The 20,907-nt window shown below is 70.5% G+C and carries 24 protein-coding genes; 19 read left to right on the plus strand and 5 right to left on the minus strand.

Annotated features, from left to right (window positions below):
- The first annotated feature begins 302 nt into the window (after nucleotides 1-302).
- The 4 genes from smc (at nucleotide 303) to ACPEH0_RS02265 (ending at nucleotide 5,680) form a co-directional block, all read left to right on the plus strand.
- Entirely contained in the window at nucleotides 303-3,809 is a 3,507-nt protein-coding gene (smc, locus tag ACPEH0_RS02250; protein WP_366213118.1) for a chromosome segregation protein SMC, read from the plus strand.
- A 74-nt stretch (nucleotides 3,810-3,883) separates the two neighbouring features.
- Nucleotides 3,884-4,240, plus strand: coding sequence for an excalibur calcium-binding domain-containing protein (locus ACPEH0_RS02255; RefSeq protein ID WP_254632298.1), 357 nt, complete (start codon nucleotides 3,884-3,886; stop codon nucleotides 4,238-4,240).
- Nucleotides 4,241-4,262: 22 nt separating this feature from the next.
- Entirely contained in the window at nucleotides 4,263-5,135 is an 873-nt protein-coding gene (gene ftsY / locus ACPEH0_RS02260) for a signal recognition particle-docking protein FtsY (protein ID WP_064001951.1), read from the plus strand.
- Nucleotides 5,136-5,179: 44 nt separating this feature from the next.
- Entirely contained in the window at nucleotides 5,180-5,680 is a 501-nt protein-coding gene (locus ACPEH0_RS02265; protein ID WP_217532040.1) for a DUF2004 domain-containing protein, read from the plus strand.
- Nucleotides 5,681-5,701: 21 nt separating this feature from the next.
- On the opposite strand, the gene ACPEH0_RS02270 is transcribed toward ACPEH0_RS02265, so the two are convergent.
- The 3 genes from ACPEH0_RS02270 to lipB all read right to left on the minus strand — a co-directional run bounded on the left by ACPEH0_RS02270 (nucleotide 5,702) and on the right by lipB (nucleotide 7,800).
- The gene (locus tag ACPEH0_RS02270) at nucleotides 5,702-6,040 is read right to left on the minus strand and encodes a hypothetical protein (protein ID WP_366213117.1); all 339 of its coding nucleotides are present in this window, start codon (nucleotides 6,038-6,040) and stop codon (nucleotides 5,702-5,704) included.
- 123 nt (nucleotides 6,041-6,163) lie between these two features.
- The gene (lipA, locus tag ACPEH0_RS02275) at nucleotides 6,164-7,129 is read right to left on the minus strand and encodes a lipoyl synthase (RefSeq protein ID WP_366213406.1); all 966 of its coding nucleotides are present in this window, start codon (nucleotides 7,127-7,129) and stop codon (nucleotides 6,164-6,166) included.
- Nucleotides 7,130-7,158: 29 nt separating this feature from the next.
- A complete protein-coding gene (gene lipB, locus ACPEH0_RS02280) occupies nucleotides 7,159-7,800 on the minus strand; it encodes a lipoyl(octanoyl) transferase LipB (RefSeq protein ID WP_366213116.1) in 642 nt (213 codons plus the stop codon).
- Nucleotides 7,801-7,858: 58 nt separating this feature from the next.
- Here lipB and ACPEH0_RS02285 point away from each other — a divergent pair, with 58 nt between their 5' ends.
- Both ACPEH0_RS02285 and ffh read left to right on the plus strand, forming a co-directional pair.
- Nucleotides 7,859-8,437, plus strand: coding sequence for a TetR/AcrR family transcriptional regulator (locus ACPEH0_RS02285; protein ID WP_366213115.1), 579 nt, complete (start codon nucleotides 7,859-7,861; stop codon nucleotides 8,435-8,437).
- Between the two features lie 12 nt (nucleotides 8,438-8,449).
- On the plus strand, nucleotides 8,450-10,000 hold the full coding sequence (gene ffh, locus ACPEH0_RS02290) for a signal recognition particle protein (protein WP_064001957.1): 1,551 nt from the start codon (nucleotides 8,450-8,452) through the stop codon (nucleotides 9,998-10,000).
- A gap of 4 nt (nucleotides 10,001-10,004) precedes the next feature.
- Here the strand turns inward: ffh and ACPEH0_RS02295 are convergent, their stop codons facing one another.
- The gene (locus tag ACPEH0_RS02295; RefSeq protein ID WP_366213113.1) at nucleotides 10,005-11,162 is read right to left on the minus strand and encodes a glutamate--cysteine ligase; all 1,158 of its coding nucleotides are present in this window, start codon (nucleotides 11,160-11,162) and stop codon (nucleotides 10,005-10,007) included.
- A gap of 185 nt (nucleotides 11,163-11,347) precedes the next feature.
- Between ACPEH0_RS02295 and rpsP the strand changes: the two genes are divergently transcribed.
- The 13 genes from rpsP to ACPEH0_RS02360 all read left to right on the plus strand — a co-directional run bounded on the left by rpsP (nucleotide 11,348) and on the right by ACPEH0_RS02360 (nucleotide 20,344).
- Entirely contained in the window at nucleotides 11,348-11,761 is a 414-nt protein-coding gene (rpsP, locus tag ACPEH0_RS02300; protein WP_064001959.1) for a 30S ribosomal protein S16, read from the plus strand.
- Between the two features lie 4 nt (nucleotides 11,762-11,765).
- Nucleotides 11,766-11,996: an RNA-binding protein gene (locus tag ACPEH0_RS02305; protein WP_253035186.1), complete on the plus strand. Its 231-nt coding sequence runs from the start codon at nucleotides 11,766-11,768 to the stop codon at nucleotides 11,994-11,996.
- A gap of 1 nt (nucleotide 11,997) precedes the next feature.
- Nucleotides 11,998-12,600: a ribosome maturation factor RimM gene (gene rimM / locus ACPEH0_RS02310; protein ID WP_366213112.1), complete on the plus strand. Its 603-nt coding sequence runs from the start codon at nucleotides 11,998-12,000 to the stop codon at nucleotides 12,598-12,600.
- A 1-nt stretch (nucleotide 12,601) separates the two neighbouring features.
- Nucleotides 12,602-13,312, plus strand: a complete 711-nt coding sequence (trmD, locus tag ACPEH0_RS02315; protein ID WP_366213111.1) for a tRNA (guanosine(37)-N1)-methyltransferase TrmD — start codon at nucleotides 12,602-12,604, stop codon at nucleotides 13,310-13,312.
- Nucleotides 13,313-13,360: 48 nt separating this feature from the next.
- Entirely contained in the window at nucleotides 13,361-13,819 is a 459-nt protein-coding gene (locus ACPEH0_RS02320; protein ID WP_217532023.1) for an MFS transporter permease, read from the plus strand.
- 173 nt (nucleotides 13,820-13,992) lie between these two features.
- Nucleotides 13,993-14,340 carry a 50S ribosomal protein L19 gene (gene rplS / locus ACPEH0_RS02325; protein ID WP_064002469.1) on the plus strand — a complete coding sequence of 116 codons (348 nt, stop codon included), beginning with the start codon at nucleotides 13,993-13,995 and terminating at the stop codon, nucleotides 14,338-14,340.
- Nucleotides 14,341-14,474: 134 nt separating this feature from the next.
- The gene (gene lepB / locus ACPEH0_RS02330; RefSeq protein ID WP_366213110.1) at nucleotides 14,475-15,212 is read left to right on the plus strand and encodes a signal peptidase I; all 738 of its coding nucleotides are present in this window, start codon (nucleotides 14,475-14,477) and stop codon (nucleotides 15,210-15,212) included.
- Nucleotides 15,212-15,871: a ribonuclease HII gene (locus ACPEH0_RS02335; protein WP_366213405.1), complete on the plus strand. Its 660-nt coding sequence runs from the start codon at nucleotides 15,212-15,214 to the stop codon at nucleotides 15,869-15,871. Before lepB ends, ACPEH0_RS02335 begins: the two co-directional genes overlap by 1 nt.
- A gap of 39 nt (nucleotides 15,872-15,910) precedes the next feature.
- Nucleotides 15,911-16,234 carry a DUF2469 family protein gene (locus ACPEH0_RS02340; protein ID WP_036309185.1) on the plus strand — a complete coding sequence of 108 codons (324 nt, stop codon included), beginning with the start codon at nucleotides 15,911-15,913 and terminating at the stop codon, nucleotides 16,232-16,234.
- A gap of 90 nt (nucleotides 16,235-16,324) precedes the next feature.
- A complete protein-coding gene (locus tag ACPEH0_RS02345; protein ID WP_366213109.1) occupies nucleotides 16,325-16,687 on the plus strand; it encodes a YraN family protein in 363 nt (120 codons plus the stop codon).
- Nucleotides 16,684-18,210 carry a YifB family Mg chelatase-like AAA ATPase gene (locus ACPEH0_RS02350; protein WP_366213108.1) on the plus strand — a complete coding sequence of 509 codons (1,527 nt, stop codon included), beginning with the start codon at nucleotides 16,684-16,686 and terminating at the stop codon, nucleotides 18,208-18,210. Before ACPEH0_RS02345 ends, ACPEH0_RS02350 begins: the two co-directional genes overlap by 4 nt.
- A gap of 2 nt (nucleotides 18,211-18,212) precedes the next feature.
- The gene (dprA, locus tag ACPEH0_RS02355) at nucleotides 18,213-19,373 is read left to right on the plus strand and encodes a DNA-processing protein DprA (protein ID WP_366213107.1); all 1,161 of its coding nucleotides are present in this window, start codon (nucleotides 18,213-18,215) and stop codon (nucleotides 19,371-19,373) included.
- Nucleotides 19,374-19,444: 71 nt separating this feature from the next.
- Complete coding sequence (locus ACPEH0_RS02360) at nucleotides 19,445-20,344, plus strand: tyrosine recombinase XerC (RefSeq protein WP_217532015.1); 900 nt, start codon at nucleotides 19,445-19,447, stop codon at nucleotides 20,342-20,344.
- A gap of 18 nt (nucleotides 20,345-20,362) precedes the next feature.
- Here ACPEH0_RS02360 and ACPEH0_RS02365 read toward each other — a convergent pair whose 3' ends face one another.
- Nucleotides 20,363-20,860: a peptidoglycan DD-metalloendopeptidase family protein gene (locus tag ACPEH0_RS02365; protein ID WP_366213106.1), complete on the minus strand. Its 498-nt coding sequence runs from the start codon at nucleotides 20,858-20,860 to the stop codon at nucleotides 20,363-20,365.
- Nucleotides 20,861-20,907 lie beyond the last annotated feature (47 nt).

Consider the following 20,907-nt stretch of genomic DNA (forward strand, 5'->3'; position numbering starts at 1 on the left):
GACGGAGTCCGCCCTCAGGGCGTGGGAGAGTTCACCGTCCGAGGACGGGATCCGTGACGGCTGTCAGTGGCCGGAACGGATGCGGTCTGCCACCGCGGCGCCGAAGGAGACGGTCCCCAGCGCGCACGGGAACGCGGTGGACGCGATTCCGGTGGGTGTCATTTCGATGATCATGTCAGGGGACCTCCTTTCTCAGACTTCTGACGCGAGCACTGACACTAGACCCGGCCCGCGCGCGGCGTCAAGTGGGAAACGGGATTCGTCCGCTAGCGTGGACGGGACGACGACCCCGGAGGACCCGCATGCACCTGAAGAGCGTGACGCTCAAGGGGTTCAAATCCTTCGCGCAGCCGACGACCTTCGCGCTCGAGCCCGGCGTCACGTGCATCGTCGGTCCCAACGGATCAGGCAAGTCGAACGTCGTCGACGCCCTCGCCTGGGTGATGGGCGAGCAGGGGGCGAAGACCCTCCGCGGCGGCAAGATGGAGGACGTCATCTTCGCCGGCACCGCGACGCGGGGTCCCCTCGGCCGCGCGGAGGTGCAGCTGACGATCGACAACGCCGACGGCGCGCTGCCGATCGAGTACAGCGAGGTCACGATCAGCCGGACCCTGTTCCGCAACGGGTCGAGCGAGTACGCCATCAACGGCGAGACCTGTCGGCTCCTCGACGTCCAGGAGTTGCTGAGCGATTCGGGGCTCGGGCGCGAGATGCACGTCATCGTGGGTCAGGGGCGACTCGACACCGTCCTGCAGGCGAGTCCCGAGGATCGGCGCGGCTTCATCGAGGAGGCCGCCGGCATCCTCAAACACCGTCGCCGCAAAGAGAAGACGCTCCGCAAGCTCGAGGCGATGGAGGCGAACCTCACTCGGCTGAGCGACCTGGCCGGCGAGCTGCGGCGTCAGTTGAAGCCGCTCGGCAAGCAGGCCGAGGTCGCGCGCGAGGCGGCCACGATCGCTGCGGTCGTTCGCGACGCGAAGGCGCGCCTCTACGCCGATGAGATGTCGCGCCTCCGAGCGGAGCTGGCGGATCACGCCCGAGCCGAGCACGAGCGTCACGCCGAGCGGCTGGTCCTGCAGGACCGCGCTGACGGCTTGCGTCGCCGCATCGACGAGCTCGAGAACGATCAGCGCGCCGAGGCGGTCGATCGGGCGCGCGCCGTCACGTTCGAACTCGGCCGTGTCCAGGAGCGACTGCGCGGGCTGTACTCGCTCGCCGGCCAGCGACTGTCGCTGCTCGACGACGACGGTGACCAGCCGGACACCGGGACCACCGTCACCCAGGCCGTCATCGACGACGCACGTCGGGAGATCGACGAGATCGCGTCGGGTCTCGGTGCCGCGCAGGATGCCGCCGCCGCCGCCGCGCGCGACGTCATCCGGGCGCGCGCCGAGCTCGATGCGCTCGACACCGACATCGCCGCGCAGAGTGCGCTGGTCTCCGAGCACGACATGCGGCTCGCCTCACTGAGAGGACGAGCCGAGGCAGCCGGGTCGAAGGCGGAGGCGCTTCGGCTGGCGGTGGAGAGGCAGCAGCGCGCCCTCGATGCAGCCGAGGAACGTCGCGCCGACGCGGAAGGCGCGCTGGCGGCGATCGAACCGGCGACCGAGGGTCCTGCGGACGCCGCGGGGGAGTACTCGGCCGCGTACGAGGGCGCGCAGCGCGAGGCATCCGATGCCGAATCCGAGGTGGGGTCGATACGCGACCGGTTGCACGCGGCGGAGCGGGAGCGCGAGTCGCTGCTGGCGGAGACGGCGGCTCTCGGCCGCGCCCTCGACATCCGCAACGCCGCGGCGGCGGTCGTCGATCGGGGTGGCGACGGCATCCGTGGCATCGTCAGCGATGCGATCCGCGTCTCGGCCGGCTATGAAGCGGCGATCGCCGCAGCACTCGGCGCCCTCGCCGAGGGGGTCCTCGTCGACGACTTCGCGGCCGCACGCGCGGTCATCGCGACGGTGCGCGAGCACGATCTGGGTTCGATCGACGTCGCCTTGGCCGACGGTCCTGCGGCTCCTCGCAGGACGCCCCTTGGAGCGGGGGTGACGTGGGCGGTCGATGTCGTCGAGGCGCCGGCGGGCCTCCGCGCCGTCCTCGCGGGTGTCGCGATCGCGGAGGATCTGGATGCGGCCCACGCTGCCGCGATGTCGGCCGCCGACGCGGGGGAGAGCGTCGTGCTGGTGACGCGCGCGGGCGAGACCGTGACGCCGAGCACGGTCCGTGCCGGCTCCGGGCAGTCGCGCTCGCGTCTCGAGCTCGCCGCCGAGCGCGACGCGGCCCGCGTCCGTCTCGACGAGGTGACGGTGGTCGCGGATTCCCTGCGTGAAGCGCTGACCGACGCGCAGGCTGCCTGGGATGCGGCGCGCCAGCGTACCCGTGATGCCCTCGCCGCGCTGCGCGAGCACGACTCCGCTCTCGCGGCCCACGCGGAACAGCTCAACCGTGCGACCGTGCGTCTGGAATCCGCGGTGGCCGAGTGCGACCGGCTACGCGCCGGCCTCGCTCAGGCCGAGTCGGCGGCTCGGGATGCCGAGAACGCGGCACGGGCCGCGACGGAGGCCTTCAGCGCCGCCGAGGAGATGCCGCGTCCGATCCTGGATGCGTCCGCCCGGGACGGTCTGCTCGATGCGCTCGAGTCGGCTCGGGCGCGCGAGATGGACACACGCCTCGACGTCGAAACGCTCCGGGAACGGGTGCGTGCCGCCGAGAGCCGCGTGGTGCAACTCGAACGTCAACGCGAGAAGGAGCGCGCAGCCGCCGAAGCGGCCGCCCGTCGAGCCGTGATCCGACGCGCGCAGCGGGCGATCGCATCCGAGGTCGTCGGTGCGCTGCCGCCCGTCCTCGACTCGATCGACCGGTCGACGGCGCAGGCGCGGGTCGAGCTGGAACGCGCGGAGCAGACGCGGACGGCGCTGACGGCCGAGTTGGCCGAGCTCCGGAAGGAGGATGCGGCGACCCGCGAGAGGCTGAATCGCCTCACCGAGTCGGTGCACGGCCTCGAATTGCAGATGCACGAGAAGCGGCTGCATGTGCAGAGCCTCCTCGACCGGGTGCAGTCCGAGCTCGGCCTCTCCGAGGATATTCTCCTCGTGGAATATGGTCCCGACGCCCCCGTCCCGGGAGCGGAGGAGGGCGAGGCGTCGCCGTTCGACCGCTCCGCGCAGATGCGCAGATTGCAGGATGCGGAGCGCAAGCTGGCGCAGTTGGGTCGCGTGAATCCTCTTGCCCTGGAGGAGTTCGCCGCGCTCGAGCAGCGTCACGCATTCCTCACCGAGCAACTCGACGACCTCGTCCGCACCCGGACGGATCTGCTGACGATCATCGAGGAGCTCGACGAGCGGATGCAGACGATCTTCCTCGCGGCCTTCGAGGACACCAAGGTGGCCTTCGGGGAGGTGTTCCCGATCCTCTTCCCCGGGGGCACGGGCTCCATCTCGCTCACCGACCCCGACAACCCGCTCACGACCGGGATCGACGTCGCCGTCCGACCCGTGGGCAAGAAGATCGAGCGGCTGTCGCTCCTTTCGGGTGGGGAGAGGTCCCTCGCGGCGGTCGCGCTCCTGACGGCGATCTTCAAGGCGCGGCCGAGTCCCTTCTACATCCTCGACGAGGTCGAGGCCGCCCTCGACGATGCGAATCTCGGTCGTCTGCTCGGCGTGTTCGAGCAGCTGCGCGAATCGAGCCAGCTGATCGTCATCACGCATCAGAAGCGGACGATGGAGATCGCGGACGCCCTGTACGGCGTGTCGATGCGTCAGGACGGCGTCTCCGCCGTCGTGGGACAGCGCGTGCGCGAGCGGGCGGGCGTCTGAGCGCGGCGAGTGTGCGTTAGCGTGTGGGCAGCGGGGACGGTGTCGTCGTCGCCGACACCAGACAAGGGGTGGGGATGAGGATTTCGGTGCGCGCGGGAACGCTGCGGCGGAGTGCGGTGGCGACGATGCTGGCGGCGGCGCTCGTCGCAGCGCCGGTGACGGTGACGGCGGCCGCGGCCGCGCCGACGGCCGCGGCGTCACAGGTGCGGGCGATCGTCCCGGCCGCGAAGTCGCCGATCAAGACCTTCAAGAACTGCACGGCGCTCAACAAGACCTACAAGGGCGGTGTCGCCCGGGCGGGGGTGACCCACAACACGGTCAGCGGCAAGAAGAAGCCGTTCACCGTCAAGCCCTACGTCTCGACGGCGCTCTACAACGCCAACAAGAAGATGGACCGCGACAAGGACGGCATCGCCTGCGAGAAGGGCTGACGCGGTCAACTAGCCTGGGTGCATGGCGGAGAGCTCCTGGTCCCTCGGTCGCGCGCTGCGCGGCATGTTCGTCAAGCCGACGATCGATGAGAACACGTGGGAGGACCTCGAGACCGCGCTGCTCACCGCCGACTTCGGGCCCGATATCACCGAACGCATCGTCGACGAGCTTCGCGAGAAGGTCGAGCGGTATCGCACGACGGATCCCAAGGACCTGCAACGGATGCTGCGCGAGACGCTCGAGGAGCACTTCGCGAAGTTCGACACGACCCTCCGGCTGACGGAGCGCCCCGCGGTGGTGCTCGTGGTCGGGGTCAACGGGGTCGGCAAGACGACGACGATCGGGAAGTTCGCGAGCTACCTCAAGCGCTTCGGACGGACGGTGGTGGTGGGCGCGGCCGATACTTTCCGCGCGGCCGCGGTGGATCAGCTCGCGACGTGGGCCGAGCGCGGGGGAGCAGCGATCGTCCGCCCGCAGCACGAGGGGCAGGACCCGGCATCCGTCGCCTTCCAGACGATCGAGCACGCGATCCGCACCGGCACCGAGATCGTCCTCGTGGACACGGCCGGCCGCCTGCACACCAAGGGCGGCCTCATGGACGAGTTGACCAAGATCCGCCGGGTCATCGAGAAGCAGGCGCCCATCAGTGAGGTCCTCCTCGTGCTCGACGCCACCACCGGCCAGAACGGGGTCATGCAGGCCGAGGCGTTCCTCGAGCACGCCGGAGTGACGGGGCTCGTCCTGACGAAGCTCGACGGCTCGGCCCGCGGCGGGTTCGTGCTCGCGGTCCAGGAGCGCACCGGCATCCCGGTCAAGCTCCTCGGTCAGGGTGAGGGGATCGGCGATCTGACCGGTTTCACGCCCCACGTCTTCGCATCCGCCCTCGTCGATTGACCCAGGCGGTCGCGCGCGACCGTCAAGGCTGGTTTCATTGATGCATGGCGATCGAGCACGACTACTTCGGACTTCTCGAGTCCGGACCCGACGGGTCGATCTTCTGGTCGGAGGTCGTGGACTTCGGTGATCAGCGGGTGACCGTCGACCTCACCGCGCCCGACCAGGACGACGTCTCGATCGACGCCCTCGACGTCGCGGCCGGCATGATCGCGGCGTTGGAGACCATCGATCTGCGTGCCCGGAACGCGATGGTCTCCGAGCTGGACGATCGCACGAGCGAGGTCACGGAGTTCATCCTCCAGCAGCAGGAGATGCTCGGCGAGGACATCGAGGACCTCCTCGTCGACGTTTCGGGTGACACCCACATGGACGTCATCCGCTCCCTGCAGCTGATGAGCATGACGATCCTCGCCGACGAGCACGGGGGCAAGGACCCTTTCGCGGTGCTGGAGTACGCCCTCGACCCTGACTCGACCGACGACGTCCTCCTGGTCAACCTCGACGTCTCGGGCGCCGTCCAGTCGGTGACCAGCGCCGACTGAACGGTCTGCGTCACCGGGCGGTCAGCCGCGCGACGCGTGCGCCCAGTCGATCGCGTTCCGCAGGGTGGCGAGGTCCCGGTACCAGGTCTTCACCTCGGTGCGGCATCGCACCCGCTCGACGCGGGTGTCGTATTCGTTGCACTCGGCGAGTGCTTCGGAGTCGGTCGGGGGGTACTCGGCGGATCCGTCGTCGTACCCGATCTCAAACCCGTTCGCGGCGTCACCGGTCACGGACACCACGGTGCCAGGCGCGGGCTCGGGCACATCGTGCGTGGTCGGCGCGGAGGCCGTGTCGGGGAGCAGGGCGGCGAGAGCCATGGCCGCGCCGAGAGCGGTCGCGAGCGGAAGTGACGTACGCATGTGTCTCCTTCGGTGAGGCCGGTGCATCCGGCATCCCGAAGGTAGGAAGCGTCGCGCCGCGCGCGATCCCGTCCGTGCCAGGTGGGGGAGGGACGCGGCCGCGCCCGACCTGGGGAGGAGGCGTCAGACCGCCTGGGCGAATCCCTCGGCGTCGGCCTCGTCGGCGAGGTGCGCCAGCGCCGCCGGGATCTCGCGACCCTTCGACCGCATCGAGCGCGCCCAGAGCCGCCCGGCGCGGTACGACGAGCGCACGAGCGGTCCGGCCAGGACCCCGAGGAACCCGATGGACTCGGCGAGCTCGCGCAGTTCGACGAACTCCTGCGGCGTGACCCACCGCGCCACGGGAAGGTGACGCGGCGTGGGGCGGAGGTACTGCGTGAGGGTGATGATGTCGGTACCGGCGGCATGCAGGTCGCGCAGTGCGTCCTCCACCTCGTCGCGTTCCTCACCCATCCCGAGGATCAGATTCGACTTCGTGATGAGTCCTGCGTCCCGCGCGCGGGTGAGGACGCCGAGCGACCTCTCGTACCGGAACGCCGGTCGGATCCGCTTGAAGATGCGGGGCACGGTCTCGACGTTGTGCGCGAAGACCTCGGGGCGCGACGCGAACACGACGTCCAGGAGCTCAGGGTCACCGTTGAAGTCCGTGGCGAGGAGCTCCACACCCGTACCGGGGTTGTCGGCGTGGATGCGGCGGACGGTCTCCGCATTGAGCCACGCGCCGCCGTCGGGCAGGTCGTCGCGCGCGACGCACGTCACGGTCGCATACCGCAGGCGCATGCGGGTGACGCTCTCGGCGACACGGCGTGGCTCGTCGGTGTCGTAGTCGGCCGGTTTGCCCGTGTCGATCTGGCAGAAGTCGCACCGCCTCGTGCACTGCGAGCCGCCGATGAGGAACGTGGCCTCCCGGTCCTCCCAGCACTCGAAGATGTTCGGGCAACCGGCCTCCTGACAGACGGTGTGGAGTCCCTCGTCCTTCACGAGTCCCTGCAGCTCCCGGTACTCGGGACCCATCTTCGCCTTCGTGCGGATCCATTCCGGCTTGCGCTCGATCGGGGTCTCGGCGTTGCGGACCTCCAGCCGGAGCATCCGGCGGCCTTCGGGTGCGGTGTTCGCGCTCACGCGGCGACCTCCGCTCCGTGCTCACGCGTGAACGCCGCGACGACGGCGGGGAGGACGTCGACGGGGGAGATGTCGCGACCGGTGACCTGGCTGAGGGTCGTCACCCCGGCATCCGCGATCCCGCAGGGGATGATGCTGCGGAACGGTTCGAGGGAGTTGTCGCAGTTCAGCGCGAAGCCGTGCATCGTGACTCCGCGCTGCACCCGGACCCCGATCGCCGCCACCTTCTCGAGCGACCCCGCTCGTTCGACCCAGACGCCGCTGCGTCCGTCGACGCGCTCACCCGCGACGCCGACGGTCCGGATGACCTCGATGAGCAGGTCCTCCAGCCGGCGGACGTGCGCGACGACGTCGACGGGTTCCGGAAGTCGGACGAGCGGGTAGCCCACGAGTTGTCCGGGACCGTGCCAGGTGATCTTGCCGCCGCGGTCGACGTCCACGACGGGCGTTCCGTCGACCGGCCGCTCGTGCCGTGCCGTGCGCGCGCCCGCCGTGTAGACGGCTTCGTGTTCGAGGAGGAGCAGCGTGTCGGGGCGGGTGCCCGCGACGATGTCGGCGTGCAGGGTGCGCTGGAGGTCCCAACCCTGCCGATACGGGACGAGGTCGGGGGCCATCCCTACGGTGCGGATCTCGATCACGAGGCCATCTCCTATTTGTTGGACTGCGTGCAACAATACGCGACGATAGGCTCCTCGCATGACGACCGGCCGACCGCGCGCATCCTCTCGGGAGGTGCTATCCGAGGCGGCGTGCGAGCTCTTCCTCGAGCGCGGGTACGACGCGACATCGGTCACCGACATCTCCGTCCGCGCGGGCGTGAGCAGGTCCAGCTTCTTCAACTACTTCGAGTCGAAGGAAGCCATCCTGTGGTCCTCGCTCGACCGTCGGATCGACCGGTTGCACGCACGGGTGCCGCTGTCCGAACCCGTGGCCGGGCTCATCGAGCTCTGCGACGGCTTTGCGCCGGACAGCCTCGCCCTCGCGCTCGTCCACGCCGAGGCGATGGGCGTTCAGGACGAGATCGAGCGGGGAGCCGCCGTCCGTCAGGCGCGGATCGCCCGGGCTCTTTCGGCATCCTGGTCCGCGCTCGGGGCGCCACGCGTCGCCGCCGAGATCGCGGGGGCCGCCCACGCTGCAGCCGTCATGATCGCCATCGAAGGGTGGGCTCGCTCGGGCGCCGGCAGATCGTCCCTGCCTGACGAGCTCGCCCGCGCTCTGGCGGTGGCCGCGGCCACGCTTGCGTCCCTCGCCGGCGCGACGACGGGTCTCGACTAAACTCGAGCCATCATGGCTACCTTCGGCACGCTCTCCGATCGTCTCACCGAGACCTTCCGCAACCTCCGCACGAAGGGCAAGCTCTCGCCCGCCGACATCGACGGGACCGTGCGCGAGATCCGTCGCGCCCTCCTCGACGCCGACGTGGCGCTTCAGGTCGTCAAGGACTTCACCGGCAAGGTTCGCGAGCGCGCCCTCGGTGACGAGGTGAACCGCGCCCTCAATCCGGCGCAGCAGGTCGTCCAGATCGTGAACGAGGAGCTCGTCGCCATCCTGGGCGGCCAGCAGCGGCGACTGCAGTTCGCGAAGCAGCCTCCGACGGTGATCATGCTCGCCGGCCTGCAGGGCTCCGGTAAGACGACGTTCGCCGGGAAGCTGGCGAAGCAGCTCGAGAAGGACGGTCACACTCCGCTCCTGGTCGCCTGCGACCTGCAGCGTCCGAACGCCGTCAACCAGCTGACCGTGGTGGCCGAGCGCGCAGGTGCCGCCATCTACGCGCCCGAGCCGGGCAACGGGGTCGGGGACCCGGTGAAGGTCGCCCGTGACGGCGTCGAGTACGCGCGCCGCCAGCAGTACGACACCGTCATCATCGACACCGCGGGACGCCTGGGCGTGGACGCGGAACTGATGAAGCAGGCCGCGAACATCCGCAAGGCGACCGATCCCGACGAGGTCCTCTTCGTCATCGACGCGATGATCGGACAGGACGCCGTGAACACGGCGAAGGCGTTCCAGGACGGTGTCGACTTCACCGGTGTCGTGCTGTCGAAGCTGGACGGCGACGCCCGCGGTGGTGCGGCGCTGTCGGTGGCGTCGGTCACCGGCCGCCCCATCATCTTCGCGTCGACCGGTGAAGGTCTCGACGACCTGGAGGCCTTCCACCCCGATCGCATGGCGAGCCGCATCCTCGATCTCGGTGACATCCTCACCCTCATCGAGCAGGCGCAGCAGGCGTTCGATGAGGAGGAAGCGCAGCGCGTCGCGCAGAAGCTCGCGACCGAGCAGTTCACCCTCGAGGACTTTCTCGAGCAGCTGCAGCAGGTCCGCAAGATGGGCTCGATGAAGAAGATGCTGGGGATGCTGCCCGGCATGGGCCAGATGAAGCAGCAGATCGAGAGCTTCGACGAGCGCGAGATCGACCGCACAGAGGCGATCATCCGGTCCATGACCCCCGCCGAGCGCCGGAACCCCAAGGTCCTGAACGGATCCCGGCGACTCCGCATCGCGCGCGGCTCGGGGATGACGGTCACCGACGTCAACCAGCTCGTTCAGCGCTTCGATCAGGCCGCCAAGATGATGAAGACCGTGGCGCGGGGCGGGGTGCCCTCCATGCCCGGGATGGGTGCGATCGGCGGCAAGCCGGGCGCGTCGAGCAAGCGCGGCAAGAAGCAGAAGAGCAGCGGCGGCTCGAGGTCGGGCAACCCCGCCAAGCGCGCAGCCGAGAACGCGGGCCTCGCGGCGGCGAACACCGCACCTTCGGGCTCAGGCTTCGGCCTCGGCGGCGCACCCCAGCCGAGTGAGGCGGACCTGGCCGAGATCCAGAAACTCTTCGGCAAGGGCTGAGAGCTCAGCCGACCGAGACGACCTCGCGCAGCGTAGGGCCGCCCCGGAACTCGCGGATGAGGTGGTGGACCACCTCGCGCAGATCCCCGTCGGCGGCATCGGCCACGCGGGTCTGACGCGCGTAGCTGGCTCCCTGATCGAGGATCTGCGTGACCCCGGCGAACTCCTTCGCGCAGTGGAGCTCCGCGGCGAGGGGGGCGAGGGCCTCGGTCACCTCGCGCAGGTGGTCGGCGACGGGACGCTGCCGGCCGGCGCGGTCGACGATGACGTCGGCATCCAGCCCGTAGCGCGCCGCACGCCACTTGTTCTCGCGGACGAACCACGGCTGGATGGTGGGGAGCGGGCGACCCTCGTCGATCATGCGCGAGAAATGCTCGGCCAGCACCTGGACCAGGGCGGCGACGGCGGCGAGCTCGGGGAGCGTCGACATCCCGTCGCAGGCGCGGATCTCGATCGTGCCCCACCGCGGCGCCGGTCGGATGTCCCAGCGGACCTCGGTGGAGTCCGCCATGACGCCGGTCCGCTCCATGTCCGCGAGGTAGGCCTCGTACTCCGCCCAGGACTCGAGAGGCCAGGGCAGCCCCGCGGTCGGGAGCTGCTGGAAGACGAGGGCGCGGTTGGATGCGTAGCCCGTGCGGTCGCCTGCCCAGAACGGGCTGGAAGCGGAGAGGGCCTGCAGGTGGGGGAGGTAGGCGGAGAGGGCGTTGATCAGGGGGAAGACCTTCGCGACGTCTTCGACCCCGACGTGCACGTGGATGCCCCAGATCATCATGTTGCGCCCCCACCACTGGGTACGCTCGATGAGCTTGTGGTACCGGGTCTTGTCGGTCACCTGCTGGTCGTACCACCGGGCGAAGGGGTGGCTGCCCGCGCACAGGAGCTCGATGTCGCGGGGATCGGTGACGGTGCGGACCAGGGCGATCGCATCGGCGATGTCGTCCACGGCTGCGGCCACCGTGTCGCCCACGCCGCTGGTGACCTCGATCGTGTTGGTGAGCAGTTCACCGGTGACGGTGTGACGCTCGTGACGGGTCTGCTCCTCGATCTGGTCGAGGATCGCGGGCGCCTCCGGGACCAGATCGCCGGTGGTCCGGTCGGCCAGCATGATCTCCCACTCGATCCCGACGGTCGAACGAGCGGATGTGGCGAAGGTCACCGTCATGGGGCCAGTGTGTCACGCGCGTCCGGCGGTTCGCGGCATCCCTCCGCATCTGGCAGAATGGACGGTTGGACCGCCTTGCCCGACCCTCTATCCGGCTCGGAGGTCCACCGCAGAGCTCCCGCCGGGTGTGCACCCCACGCTCCAGGCGACGTTCATCATCACTCGCAACACCATTCAGGAGAATTGTGGCTGTCAAGATCCGTCTGAAGCGCATGGGCAAGATCCGTGCGCCGTACTACCGCATCGTCGTCGCCGACTCGCGCACCAAGCGCGACGGCCGCGTGATCGAGGAGATCGGCAAGTACCACCCGACCGAGCAGCCCTCGTTCATCGAGGTCGACTCGGAGCGCGCGCAGTACTGGCTCTCCGTCGGTGCGCAGCCGACCGAGCAGGTCGCCGCCATCCTCAAGCTCACGGGCGACTGGGGCAAGTTCAAGGGCGACAAGGACGCCGTCTCCACCGTGAAGACGGCGGAGCCCAAGGCGCCGTTCGAGCTCGACTCGTCCAAGAAGTCGGTCATCAAGCCGAAGGCGGAGAAGAAGGCCGAGGCGCCCGCCGCCGACGCCGAGGCCGCCGACGACGCGACCGAGTCCGAGTAAGACCTTGCTGGCCGCCGCGCTCGAACACATCGTCAAGGGGATCGTCGATCACCCGGACGACGTCACCATCGCCTCCAGCTCGTCGCCCCGCGGCGAGGTGCTGGAGGTGCGTGTGCACCCCGACGACCGGGGTCGTGTGATCGGGCGCGGCGGACGCACGGCGAAAGCCCTGCGTACCCTCATCTCCGCCCTGGCCGACGGTACGCGCGTCCGCGTCGACGTCGCGGACGACTGACGTGTCGGCGAAGTCGGCTCGCACGCAGCTCCGCGTCGGGCGCCTCGTCAAGGCGCACGGTCTGAAGGGCGCCCTCAAACTCGAGCTCTACACCGACGATCCCGACGGACGGTTCGTCCCGGGTGCGGAGTTCACCCTGCAAGTGCCGGAGTCCTCGCCCTGGCACGGAAAGACGGTGACGGTCCGCGAGTTCAAGTGGATGAACTCGCACCCGGTCGTCTTCCTGGACGGGATCGACGACCGCACCGCCGCGGAATCCATCGTCCGCGCCATCCTGTGGATCGACCAGGATGCCGCTGCGCCGGTCGTCGAGGACGACGCCTGGTACGACCACCAGCTGGTGGGGCTCGACGTCGTGCGCGACGGTCAGGTCGTCGGACGCGTGACGCGGGTCGACCACTTCCCGGCGCAGGATCTGCTGGGTGTCCAGCTTGCCGCGGACGACCGCGAGGTGCTCGTCCCCTTCGTCAAGGCCATCGTGCCCGAAGTGGACATGAGCGCCGGTCGTCTCGTCGTCACTCCGCCCGCTGGGTTGTTCGAAGACCTCCCCGGTGACGACGAGCCTCGTCCGGAGGCCGGCGACGAGGCCGACGCCGGGTCCTGACGTGCGCATCGACGTCGTCACGATCTTCCCCGCCTTCTTCGACGTCCTCGAAGTGTCGCTGCTGGGGCGCGCTCGGGGCGCGGGACTGCTCGACATCCGTGTCCACGACCTCCGCGATCACACGACCGACCGGCACCGCACCGTCGACGACACGCCCTATGGCGGCGGCGCGGGGATGGTCATGAAGCCCGAGCCGTGGGCGCAGGCCCTCGACGCGATCATCGCCGGCTCCCACGAGACGGAGACGGATGCCGCATCCGGACCGCTCTTCGTCTTCCCGTCGCCGGCGGGGGAGCGCTTCACCCAGTCCGTGGCGCGCGAGTGGAGCACCGAATCGCACATCGTCTTCGGGTGCGGGCGGTACGAAGGCATCGACGAGCGCGTCTTCGCCTACGCCGCGACCATCGGCCGCGTGCGGCTCGTGAGCCTGGGGGACTACGTCCTGAACGGCGGGGAGGTCGCGGCGATGGCCATGATCGAGGCCGTCGGACGCCTCGTCCCGGGCGTCGTCGGCAACCCGGAGAGCCTCGTCGAGGAGTCGCACGAGGACGGCCTCCTCGAGTACCCCTCCTACACGAAGCCGGCATCGTGGCGCGGCTACGACGTTCCCGACGTCTTGCTCAGCGGACACCACGGGCGGGTCGCGCAGTGGCGGCGCGATCAGCAGGTGGAGCGGACCCGCCTTCGGCGCCCGGACCTGCTCAGCGAGTGATCAGCTGGCGGCGGTCGCCGCGGCTGCCCGGCGGCGTAGCATCGGAGGATGCCCCTGCGTCGTGGATTCTTCTTCTGGCTCCTGCCGAGCGCGGTCATCCTGCCCCTGTGGCTGATCGTCGGATGGATCGTGTCGGATGCCGGTGGCTGGGCGCTCGCCTGGGTGCTGGTCGTCGCGATCCCCTCCGTCCTCATCGGCCAGCTCGTCCTGACGCTGCTGATCCGTTCCCGCGGCACGGTCCGGCACACGCGCGCGGTCTCCTGGTGGGACGTCGGCGGCGTCGGTCTCTGGCACGTCCTGACCATCGCCGTGGGCTTCTTCTCGGAGGCGTGGTTCTGGCCTCTCCTCATCGCGGCGACCGTCGTCTTCCTCGCCGTGTTCTGGCTGTCGCTGCGACAGCTGTTCCAGGAGACGCGGCCCTCCGTCATCCTGCGCAGGTACACCGCGCCCGCTCGGACGCCCGAGAGCGTGGTCGTCGTCGAGGAGAAGCGCGACCCGCTCGTGTGAGGCCGCGCGCCGCGGTTTTGCGGCCGTCGGCATCCATGGCAGAATGACCCTTTGTGCCCTGACAGTTCTCTGCCTCGGGGGAGTTCGGAGCCGAGTCGGCTCCGACGGGCGCCACATCCTTTTCTCCTCTTACTCTCGCGGTCGACCTGAGGCGGTCGCAGGAAGTGACGATCATGCAGATCCTCGACTCCGTCGACGCAGCCTCGCTGCGCTCCGACATCCCCGTCTTCAACGCCGGCGACACCGTGAAGGTGCACGTCAACATCACCGAAGGCAACCGTTCGCGCATCCAGGTGTTCCAGGGTGTCGTCATCGGCCGCTCCGGTGACGGCGTCCGTGAGACCTTCACGGTCCGCAAGATCAGCTTCCAGGTGGGCGTCGAGCGCACCTTCCCGGTGCACAGCCCGGTGATCGACCACATCGAGGTCGTCACCCGCGGTGACGTGCGTCGCGCGAAGCTCTACTACCTGCGCGAGCTGCGTGGCAAGAAGGCCAAGATCAAGGAGAAGCGCGACAACTGATCGCGTTCTCCACTGGATGCCCCGGGACCGAGTCCCGGGGCATCCGTCGTTCCCGGGTGTTTCGGTGCTCGGCGTGCACATGATGTGCGACGCTGGTGGATGGTCGCCGAACCCCGGCACCGGTGAAGGACAGCATGACCACCGATTCCCCGTCCCCGACGCTCGGCAGCGACTCCGATTCCCGTCCCCGACGCGGACCGTGGCCGTTCATCCGGGACGTCCTGGTGATCCTCCTGGTGGCCGTCCTCGTGTCCTTCCTCGTCAAGACCTTCCTGGTGCGGTCGTTCTACATCCCGTCCGGCTCGATGGAGCGCACGCTGCTGAAGGGCGACCGCATCCTCGTCGACGAGTTGACGCCGCGGTTCAACGGGTACGAACGCGGCGACGTCGTCGTCTTCCGGGACCCCGGCGGGTGGCTCCCGACGACGTACGAGCCGGCGCAGCCTCCGTTGACGGCGGCGCTGGACTGGCTGGGATCCCTCGTCGGGCTCACGGCGTCCGACAGCGACGACCACCTCATCAAACGCATCATCGGTCTGCCCGGCGATCACGTGGTGTGCTGCAACGCGCTCGGGCAGGTCACCGTCAACGACGTGCCCATCGACGAGACGCCCTACCTGGACCTCGGTCCGTCCCAGTCGGCTCCCGACGAGTTCGACTACGACGTCACGGTGCCGGAGGGCTCGATCTGGGTGCTCGGCGACAACCGCGACAACTCGCAGGACTCGCGGTACCAGCAGGAGCAGCCGGGGCAGGGGTTCGTTCCGATGGACAACATCGTCGGGCGGGCGTTCCTCATCACGTGGCCGTTCGACCGGTTCGGTCTCATCGATTCGCACCACGACGTGTTCCGCGGGGTGCCGGCGCCGTGATGGCCGTGGTCGCGCCGACGCTGTCGCTCGAGCGTCGACTGCTCCGGGAGCATCCCCTCGTGATCGCGTGCGACGAGGTCGGCCGGGGCGCGCTGGCGGGGCCCGTCGCGGTCGGCGCGGTCGCCGCGGATGCCGCGTTCAGCCGGCGTCGCGTACCGGAGGGACTGCGGGACTCGAAGCTCATCGTCGAACCGCGCCGAGCGGGGATGGCGGAACGCGTCCGGGCCTGGGTGCCCGCCCACGCGGTGGGGTGGGCGTCGGCGGCGGAAGTGGACGAGGTCGGGATCATCCGGGCCCTGGGCCTTGCCGCCGCGCGCGCCATCGAGGAGCTCCGCGTGCAGGGTGTCGACATCGGCGATGCCCTGGTAGTCCTCGACGGGAACCACGACTACATCACCCCGGTCGCGCCGGTGGGTCGCGGCGTCCTGCCCATCATCAAGGCCGACCGCGACTGCGCGTCGGCGTCGGCGGCATCCGTCATCGCGAAGGTGGCGCGCGACGAGCACATGAGCGAGCTGGACGCCGAGGCGCCGGTCTACGGATGGGCCCGCAACAAGGGGTACGCGAGCGCGGAACACCGCGCGGCCATCGAAGAGCACGGTCTTTCCGGACACCACCGTGCGTCGTGGTCGATCGCGGCCGCCCCGACCCTGTTCTAGGTCCGGGGCCGTTCGCCGCCCGCCTAGGATGGAGTCACCATGGATGACGAAGTCTTCGAGGACTACGACCGCGAACTCGAGCTGGCCCTGTACAAGGAGTACCGCGACGTCGTCGGTCAGTTCCAGTACGTGATCGAGACCGAGCGCCGGTTCTACCTCGCCAACGAGGTCAACGTCGTCCGCCGCGACACCGAGCACGACTTCTACTTCGAGATCTCGATGAACGACGTGTGGGTGTGGGACATCTACCGCGCCGACCGGTTCGTGAAGTCCGTGCGGGTGCTCACCTTCAAGGACGTGAACGTCGAGGAACTGCAGCGGCGCGACTTCCAGCTGCCGGAGGAGCTCTCGCTCGACGGCTGAGCCTCCTCCCCAGGAGTCGTCCCTCCGCGTTCGTCCACCAGGGCGGGTCGACGACCCCGTTCGCCGGGACGGGCGGGCCACGCTGGTCGCATGGCAGCGAAAGACGACCTCGGACGGGCCGGTGAGGAGCGCGCCGAGCGGCATCTGCGTGCCGGCGGGTATCAGATCCTCGACCGGAACTGGCGTACCCACGGCGGGGAGATCGACATCGTCGCGGCGCACGGGGCCGATCTCGTGGTCGTCGAGGTGAAGACCCGCCGAGGGGAGTGGTTCGGGCATCCGTTCGCCGCCGTCGACGCCCGCAAGCGGGATCGCCTGTGGCGGCTTGCCGCCGCGTGGATCGTGGCACACCCCGAGGCGGCCCGGGGACGCCGACTGCGACTCGATGTCATCGGCATCACGGGACCCGACCCGGAGTCGGCCGTGGTGGAGCACCTCGAGGACCTGCGATGAGCCTGGGGCGCACGTGGTCGGTCGTCCTCACCGGGCTGGTCGGCGACATCGTCGAGGTGGAGGCCGATCTGTCGAACCAGGTGCCGGGCTTCTCCATCATCGGATTGGCAGACAAGGCGATCGGGGAGGCGCAGCAGCGCGTGCACAACGCGTGCGCGAACAGCGACCTCCCGCTCCCGCGGCGACACGTGACGGTCAATCTGTCGCCGGCGAACCTCCCGAAGCGCGGATCCGCGCTGGACGTCGCCGTCGCGATCGCCGCGGTGGCGACGGAGGCGCCTCTCGACCGGCAGTCGCTGGCCGAGACCGTCCACCTGGGGGAGCTCGGGCTCGACGGTCGTCTGCGCCCGGTCTCCGGCGTGCTGCCCGCGGTCCTGGCGGCCGCTCGCGCAGGGTTCCGTCGCGTCATCGTGCCGCACGCGAACCTCTCCGAGGCGGAGTTGGTCGACGGGATCGAGGTCCGCGGCGCGGTCAGCCTGCGTGATGTCGCCCGCGCTCACGGCCTCGACGTCCCCGATGTCGTCGCCGAACCCGTGCCGGCCCCCGAGAGCGCGCCGGCGGAGGAGGAGTCGGTCCCCGATCTCGCGGACGTCATCGGGCAGAGCGATGCGGTCGAGGCGCTCATCGTCGCCGCGGCGGGCGGACACCACGTCCTCATGAGCGGTCCGCCCGGGGCGGGCAAGACGATGCTCGCCCGCAGGCTGCCCGGGCTCCTCCCGGACCTGGATGACGAGACGGCGTTGCAGGTCGCATCGATCCGATCGCTCGCAGGTCTGCCCGTCACCACCCTCCGACGGCGACCGCCCTTCGAGGCGCCGCACCACACCGCATCCGCCGTCGCGCTCGTCGGGGGCGGCAGCCGCATCCTCCAGCCGGGGGCGATCGCGAGGGCGAGCGGCGGAGTGCTCTTCCTCGACGAGGCCGGGGAGTTCAGCGGCCACGCGCTCGACGCCCTCCGGCAGCCGCTCGAGTCCGGTCGCATCGAGATACACCGAGTGGGGTTCCGCGCCGTGCTCCCGGCTCGCTTCCAGCTGGTGGTCGCGACGAACCCCTGCCCGTGCGGCAACTACGGGATCCCCGGGGGCGTCTGCTCGTGCCCGTCGCTGGCCATCCGCCGCTACCTCGGCAGGCTCTCCGGTCCGTTGATCGACCGCATCGACATCGAGCTCGGTCTCCAGCGGGTGTCGGCGACGCAGGCGGTGGGCGCCGGTGTCACGAGCGCCGCCGCCCGCGAGCGCGTCCGGGCGGCGCGCGACCGCGCACGACGACGGCTCACCGGCACACCGTGGACGACCAACGGCGAGGTCGACGGCACGTGGCTGAGATCGGGACCTCTGCGCCCCGCGCCCGAGACCACCAGGCCGCTCGACGACGCCCTGCACCGGGGATCGCTGACGCTGCGCGGGTACGACCGCGTGCTGCGCGTCGCGTGGACCCTGGCGGACCTCGCCGGCAGAGAGCGCCCGGACGCGGCCGACATCGGCGGAGCCCTGTTCCTGAAGCGCGGGGCATCGTCGTGCTGACCGTGAGCCTCACTCGGCAGCGCGAGCGATTGGCCGGTCTTGTGCCGGAAGACGTCCTCGCGGACGAGGATGCCGTCGCCCACCATCACGCCTGCGCCGTCTGGTCGTGCCTGACGGAACCCGGTGACGGCGTCGCGGGATCCCTCATCGCGGAACTCGGCGCGGTCGCTGCGCTCCACGTCGCGTGGGGGAGCGGCGGGCCGACCTCGGCGGAGCTCGAGGCGGGAAGACGGCGGTGGCATGCGCGGCGGGACTCCGCCGAGGATGCGTTCGATCGCGCACGCCGGGTGGGCGCCCAGCTCCTGGTCCCCGGCGGTCACGGGTGGCCGCGGGCGGTCGACGATCTCGGCGTCCACGCACCGCGCGCCCTGTGGGCACGCGGTGACACCACCGCGTTGAGCGGTGCGCGTCCGGCTCTGGCCCTCGTCGGTGCGCGGGCCGCCACCGGGTACGGCGAGCACGTGACGGGGGAGTTCGCCACGCATCTGGTGCGCGCGGGCGTCTGCGTCGTCTCCGGCGGGGCCTACGGCATCGACGGCATGGCCCACCGTGCCTCGCTCGCAGCCGGCGGCGTGACGGTGGCCGTCCTCGCCGGCGGTGTCGACCGCGCCTATCCGTCGGGCCATGCGGACCTCCTCGCGCGGATCGCGGCGGGTCCGGGTGTCGTGGTCGCCGAGGTGCCCTGTGGGACCGCGCCGACGAAATGGCGCTTCCTCCAGCGGAACAGGCTGATCGCGGCGTTGGCGGGAGCGACGGTCGTCGTCGAAGCGGGATGGCGCAGCGGCTCGCTCAACACCGCGGGGCATGCCGCCGCGCTCGGGAGACCCCTGGGCGCCGTCCCGGGACCCGTGACGAGCGCCGCATCGGCGGGGTGCCATCGACTGCTCCGCGAGTACGACGCGCGGTGCGTGACCTCCGCCGACGAGGCCCGCGAGCTCCTGGGACTCGACAGCCCCACGGTCGACGCGTCCTCAGAACGGGTCGATGATGCGACGAGGATCCTGGACGCCCTGAGCGCCCGCAGCCCGCGGACCCCGGACGACGTCGCCCGTCGCGCCGGATTCGCCGCCGGCGAGGCCAGGGGCCTGCTGGCGCTGCTCGAGCTCGACGGCCGCGCGCAGCGCGGACCGGAGGGGTGGCGCCGCGCCCCGGCGGCGCGGTGACCATCCGTCGGGCAGGGGCTTTCCCCGCAGGCCTCGCGCCGGAAGGGCGGAAGGCGAGGCATCCTGGGAGCATGCGGATGTCGGAGGCGGTCGAGCTCTACACGGAGCACCTGACCAGGGTTCGACGGCTGTCGCCGGCCACGGTCCGCGCCTACCGGGCCGACCTCGCCGACCTCGCGGCCTTCGCGGACGATCCGTCGGTCGCCGGCCTCGACGTCGAGGACCTGCGCGAGTGGCTCTGGTCCGCCACGCAGCGCGGCATCTCCCGCGCGAGCCTCGCGCGGCGCACCGCCTCGTTGCGCGGGTTCTTCGGGTGGCTGTCCGCCGAGCGGATGCGGGAAGACGACCCAACGCTGCGCCTCGTGACGCCCAAGCGCGGTCGCACGCTACCGACCGTCGCCGCCGCGGCGGAGCTCGACACCGTGCTGGAAGCGCAGCGCGTCGGCGCCGACGGGACAGGAGACCCCGTCGCGCTGCGGGATGCGGCACTGCTGGAGCTCCTCTACGGCGCCGCCCTCCGCGTGTCGGAGGCCTGCGGGCTCGACCTCGGGTCGCTCGACCGCGCAGCGGCGACCGTCCGCGTCCTCGGCAAAGGCGGAAGGGAGCGAGTGGTCCCCTACGGCGCTCCAGCCGCCCGAGCCGTCGATGCGTGGTTGGTCCGCGGGCGACCCGCTCTTCTGACCGACCCCGGGGTCACCGCCTTGTTCCTCGGAGCCCGCGGCGGCCGTCTCGGTGTCCGCACGGCCTACGAGGTCGTCCGTCGCACGCTCGGCCCCGTGATCGGCGCGGATGCCGTCGGTCCCCACGCCCTGCGGCATTCGGCGGCGACGCACCTGCTCGACGGGGGCGCGGACCTCCGAGCCGTGCAGGAGATGCTCGGACACGCGAGTCTCGGCACGACCCAGATCTACACGCACGTCTCGACCGAACGGCTCACCGCCGCGTATCGACTGGCCCACCCCCGGGCCTGAGACACCCGGACGTCCAGGTCAGCAACACGGCAACAGGATCGCTCTCGGCACCCGCCCGAGCAGGAGAAGCGGGTTGACGTACTCCCCGTCCAGCCGGACGCCGACGTGGAGCGTCCCCGCGGGCGCGTGGCCTCCCGTGGAGGCGGTGCCGATCGGAGCACCGGCCTCCACCATGACGCCCACGGCGACGGAGGGCGCGATCGGCTCGACGCTCGTGACCCACCCGCCGCCGTGGTCGATCGTGACGACACCGCGGTCGACGACCGTTCCCGCGAAGGCGACCACCCCCGCCGCCGGTGCGACGACGGGACCCGCCACGGGTCCGATGTCGATTCCCCGATGGCCCGCGCCGTAGTCGTGGGCGGGGGCTTCGAACGGGGCGACCACGCTCGCACCCTCCGCCGGCAGTCGCCAGTCCGGCGCGCCGTCGGGGACCGCGTCGACGCGCAGAGGTGTCAGCAGGACGAGGGTGGCGGCAGCCACCAGAGCCAGGGTCACGCGGCGGATCGAGGGCATGACCCGATGGTGCTCCGCGACGTGGCCGGCACGGGCGTCCCGCTCGG

Origin of the sequence: Microbacterium sp. NPDC079356 (genome assembly GCF_049545465.1) — a bacterium.
Taxonomy (GTDB): domain Bacteria; phylum Actinomycetota; class Actinomycetes; order Actinomycetales; family Microbacteriaceae; genus Microbacterium; species Microbacterium gawkjiense.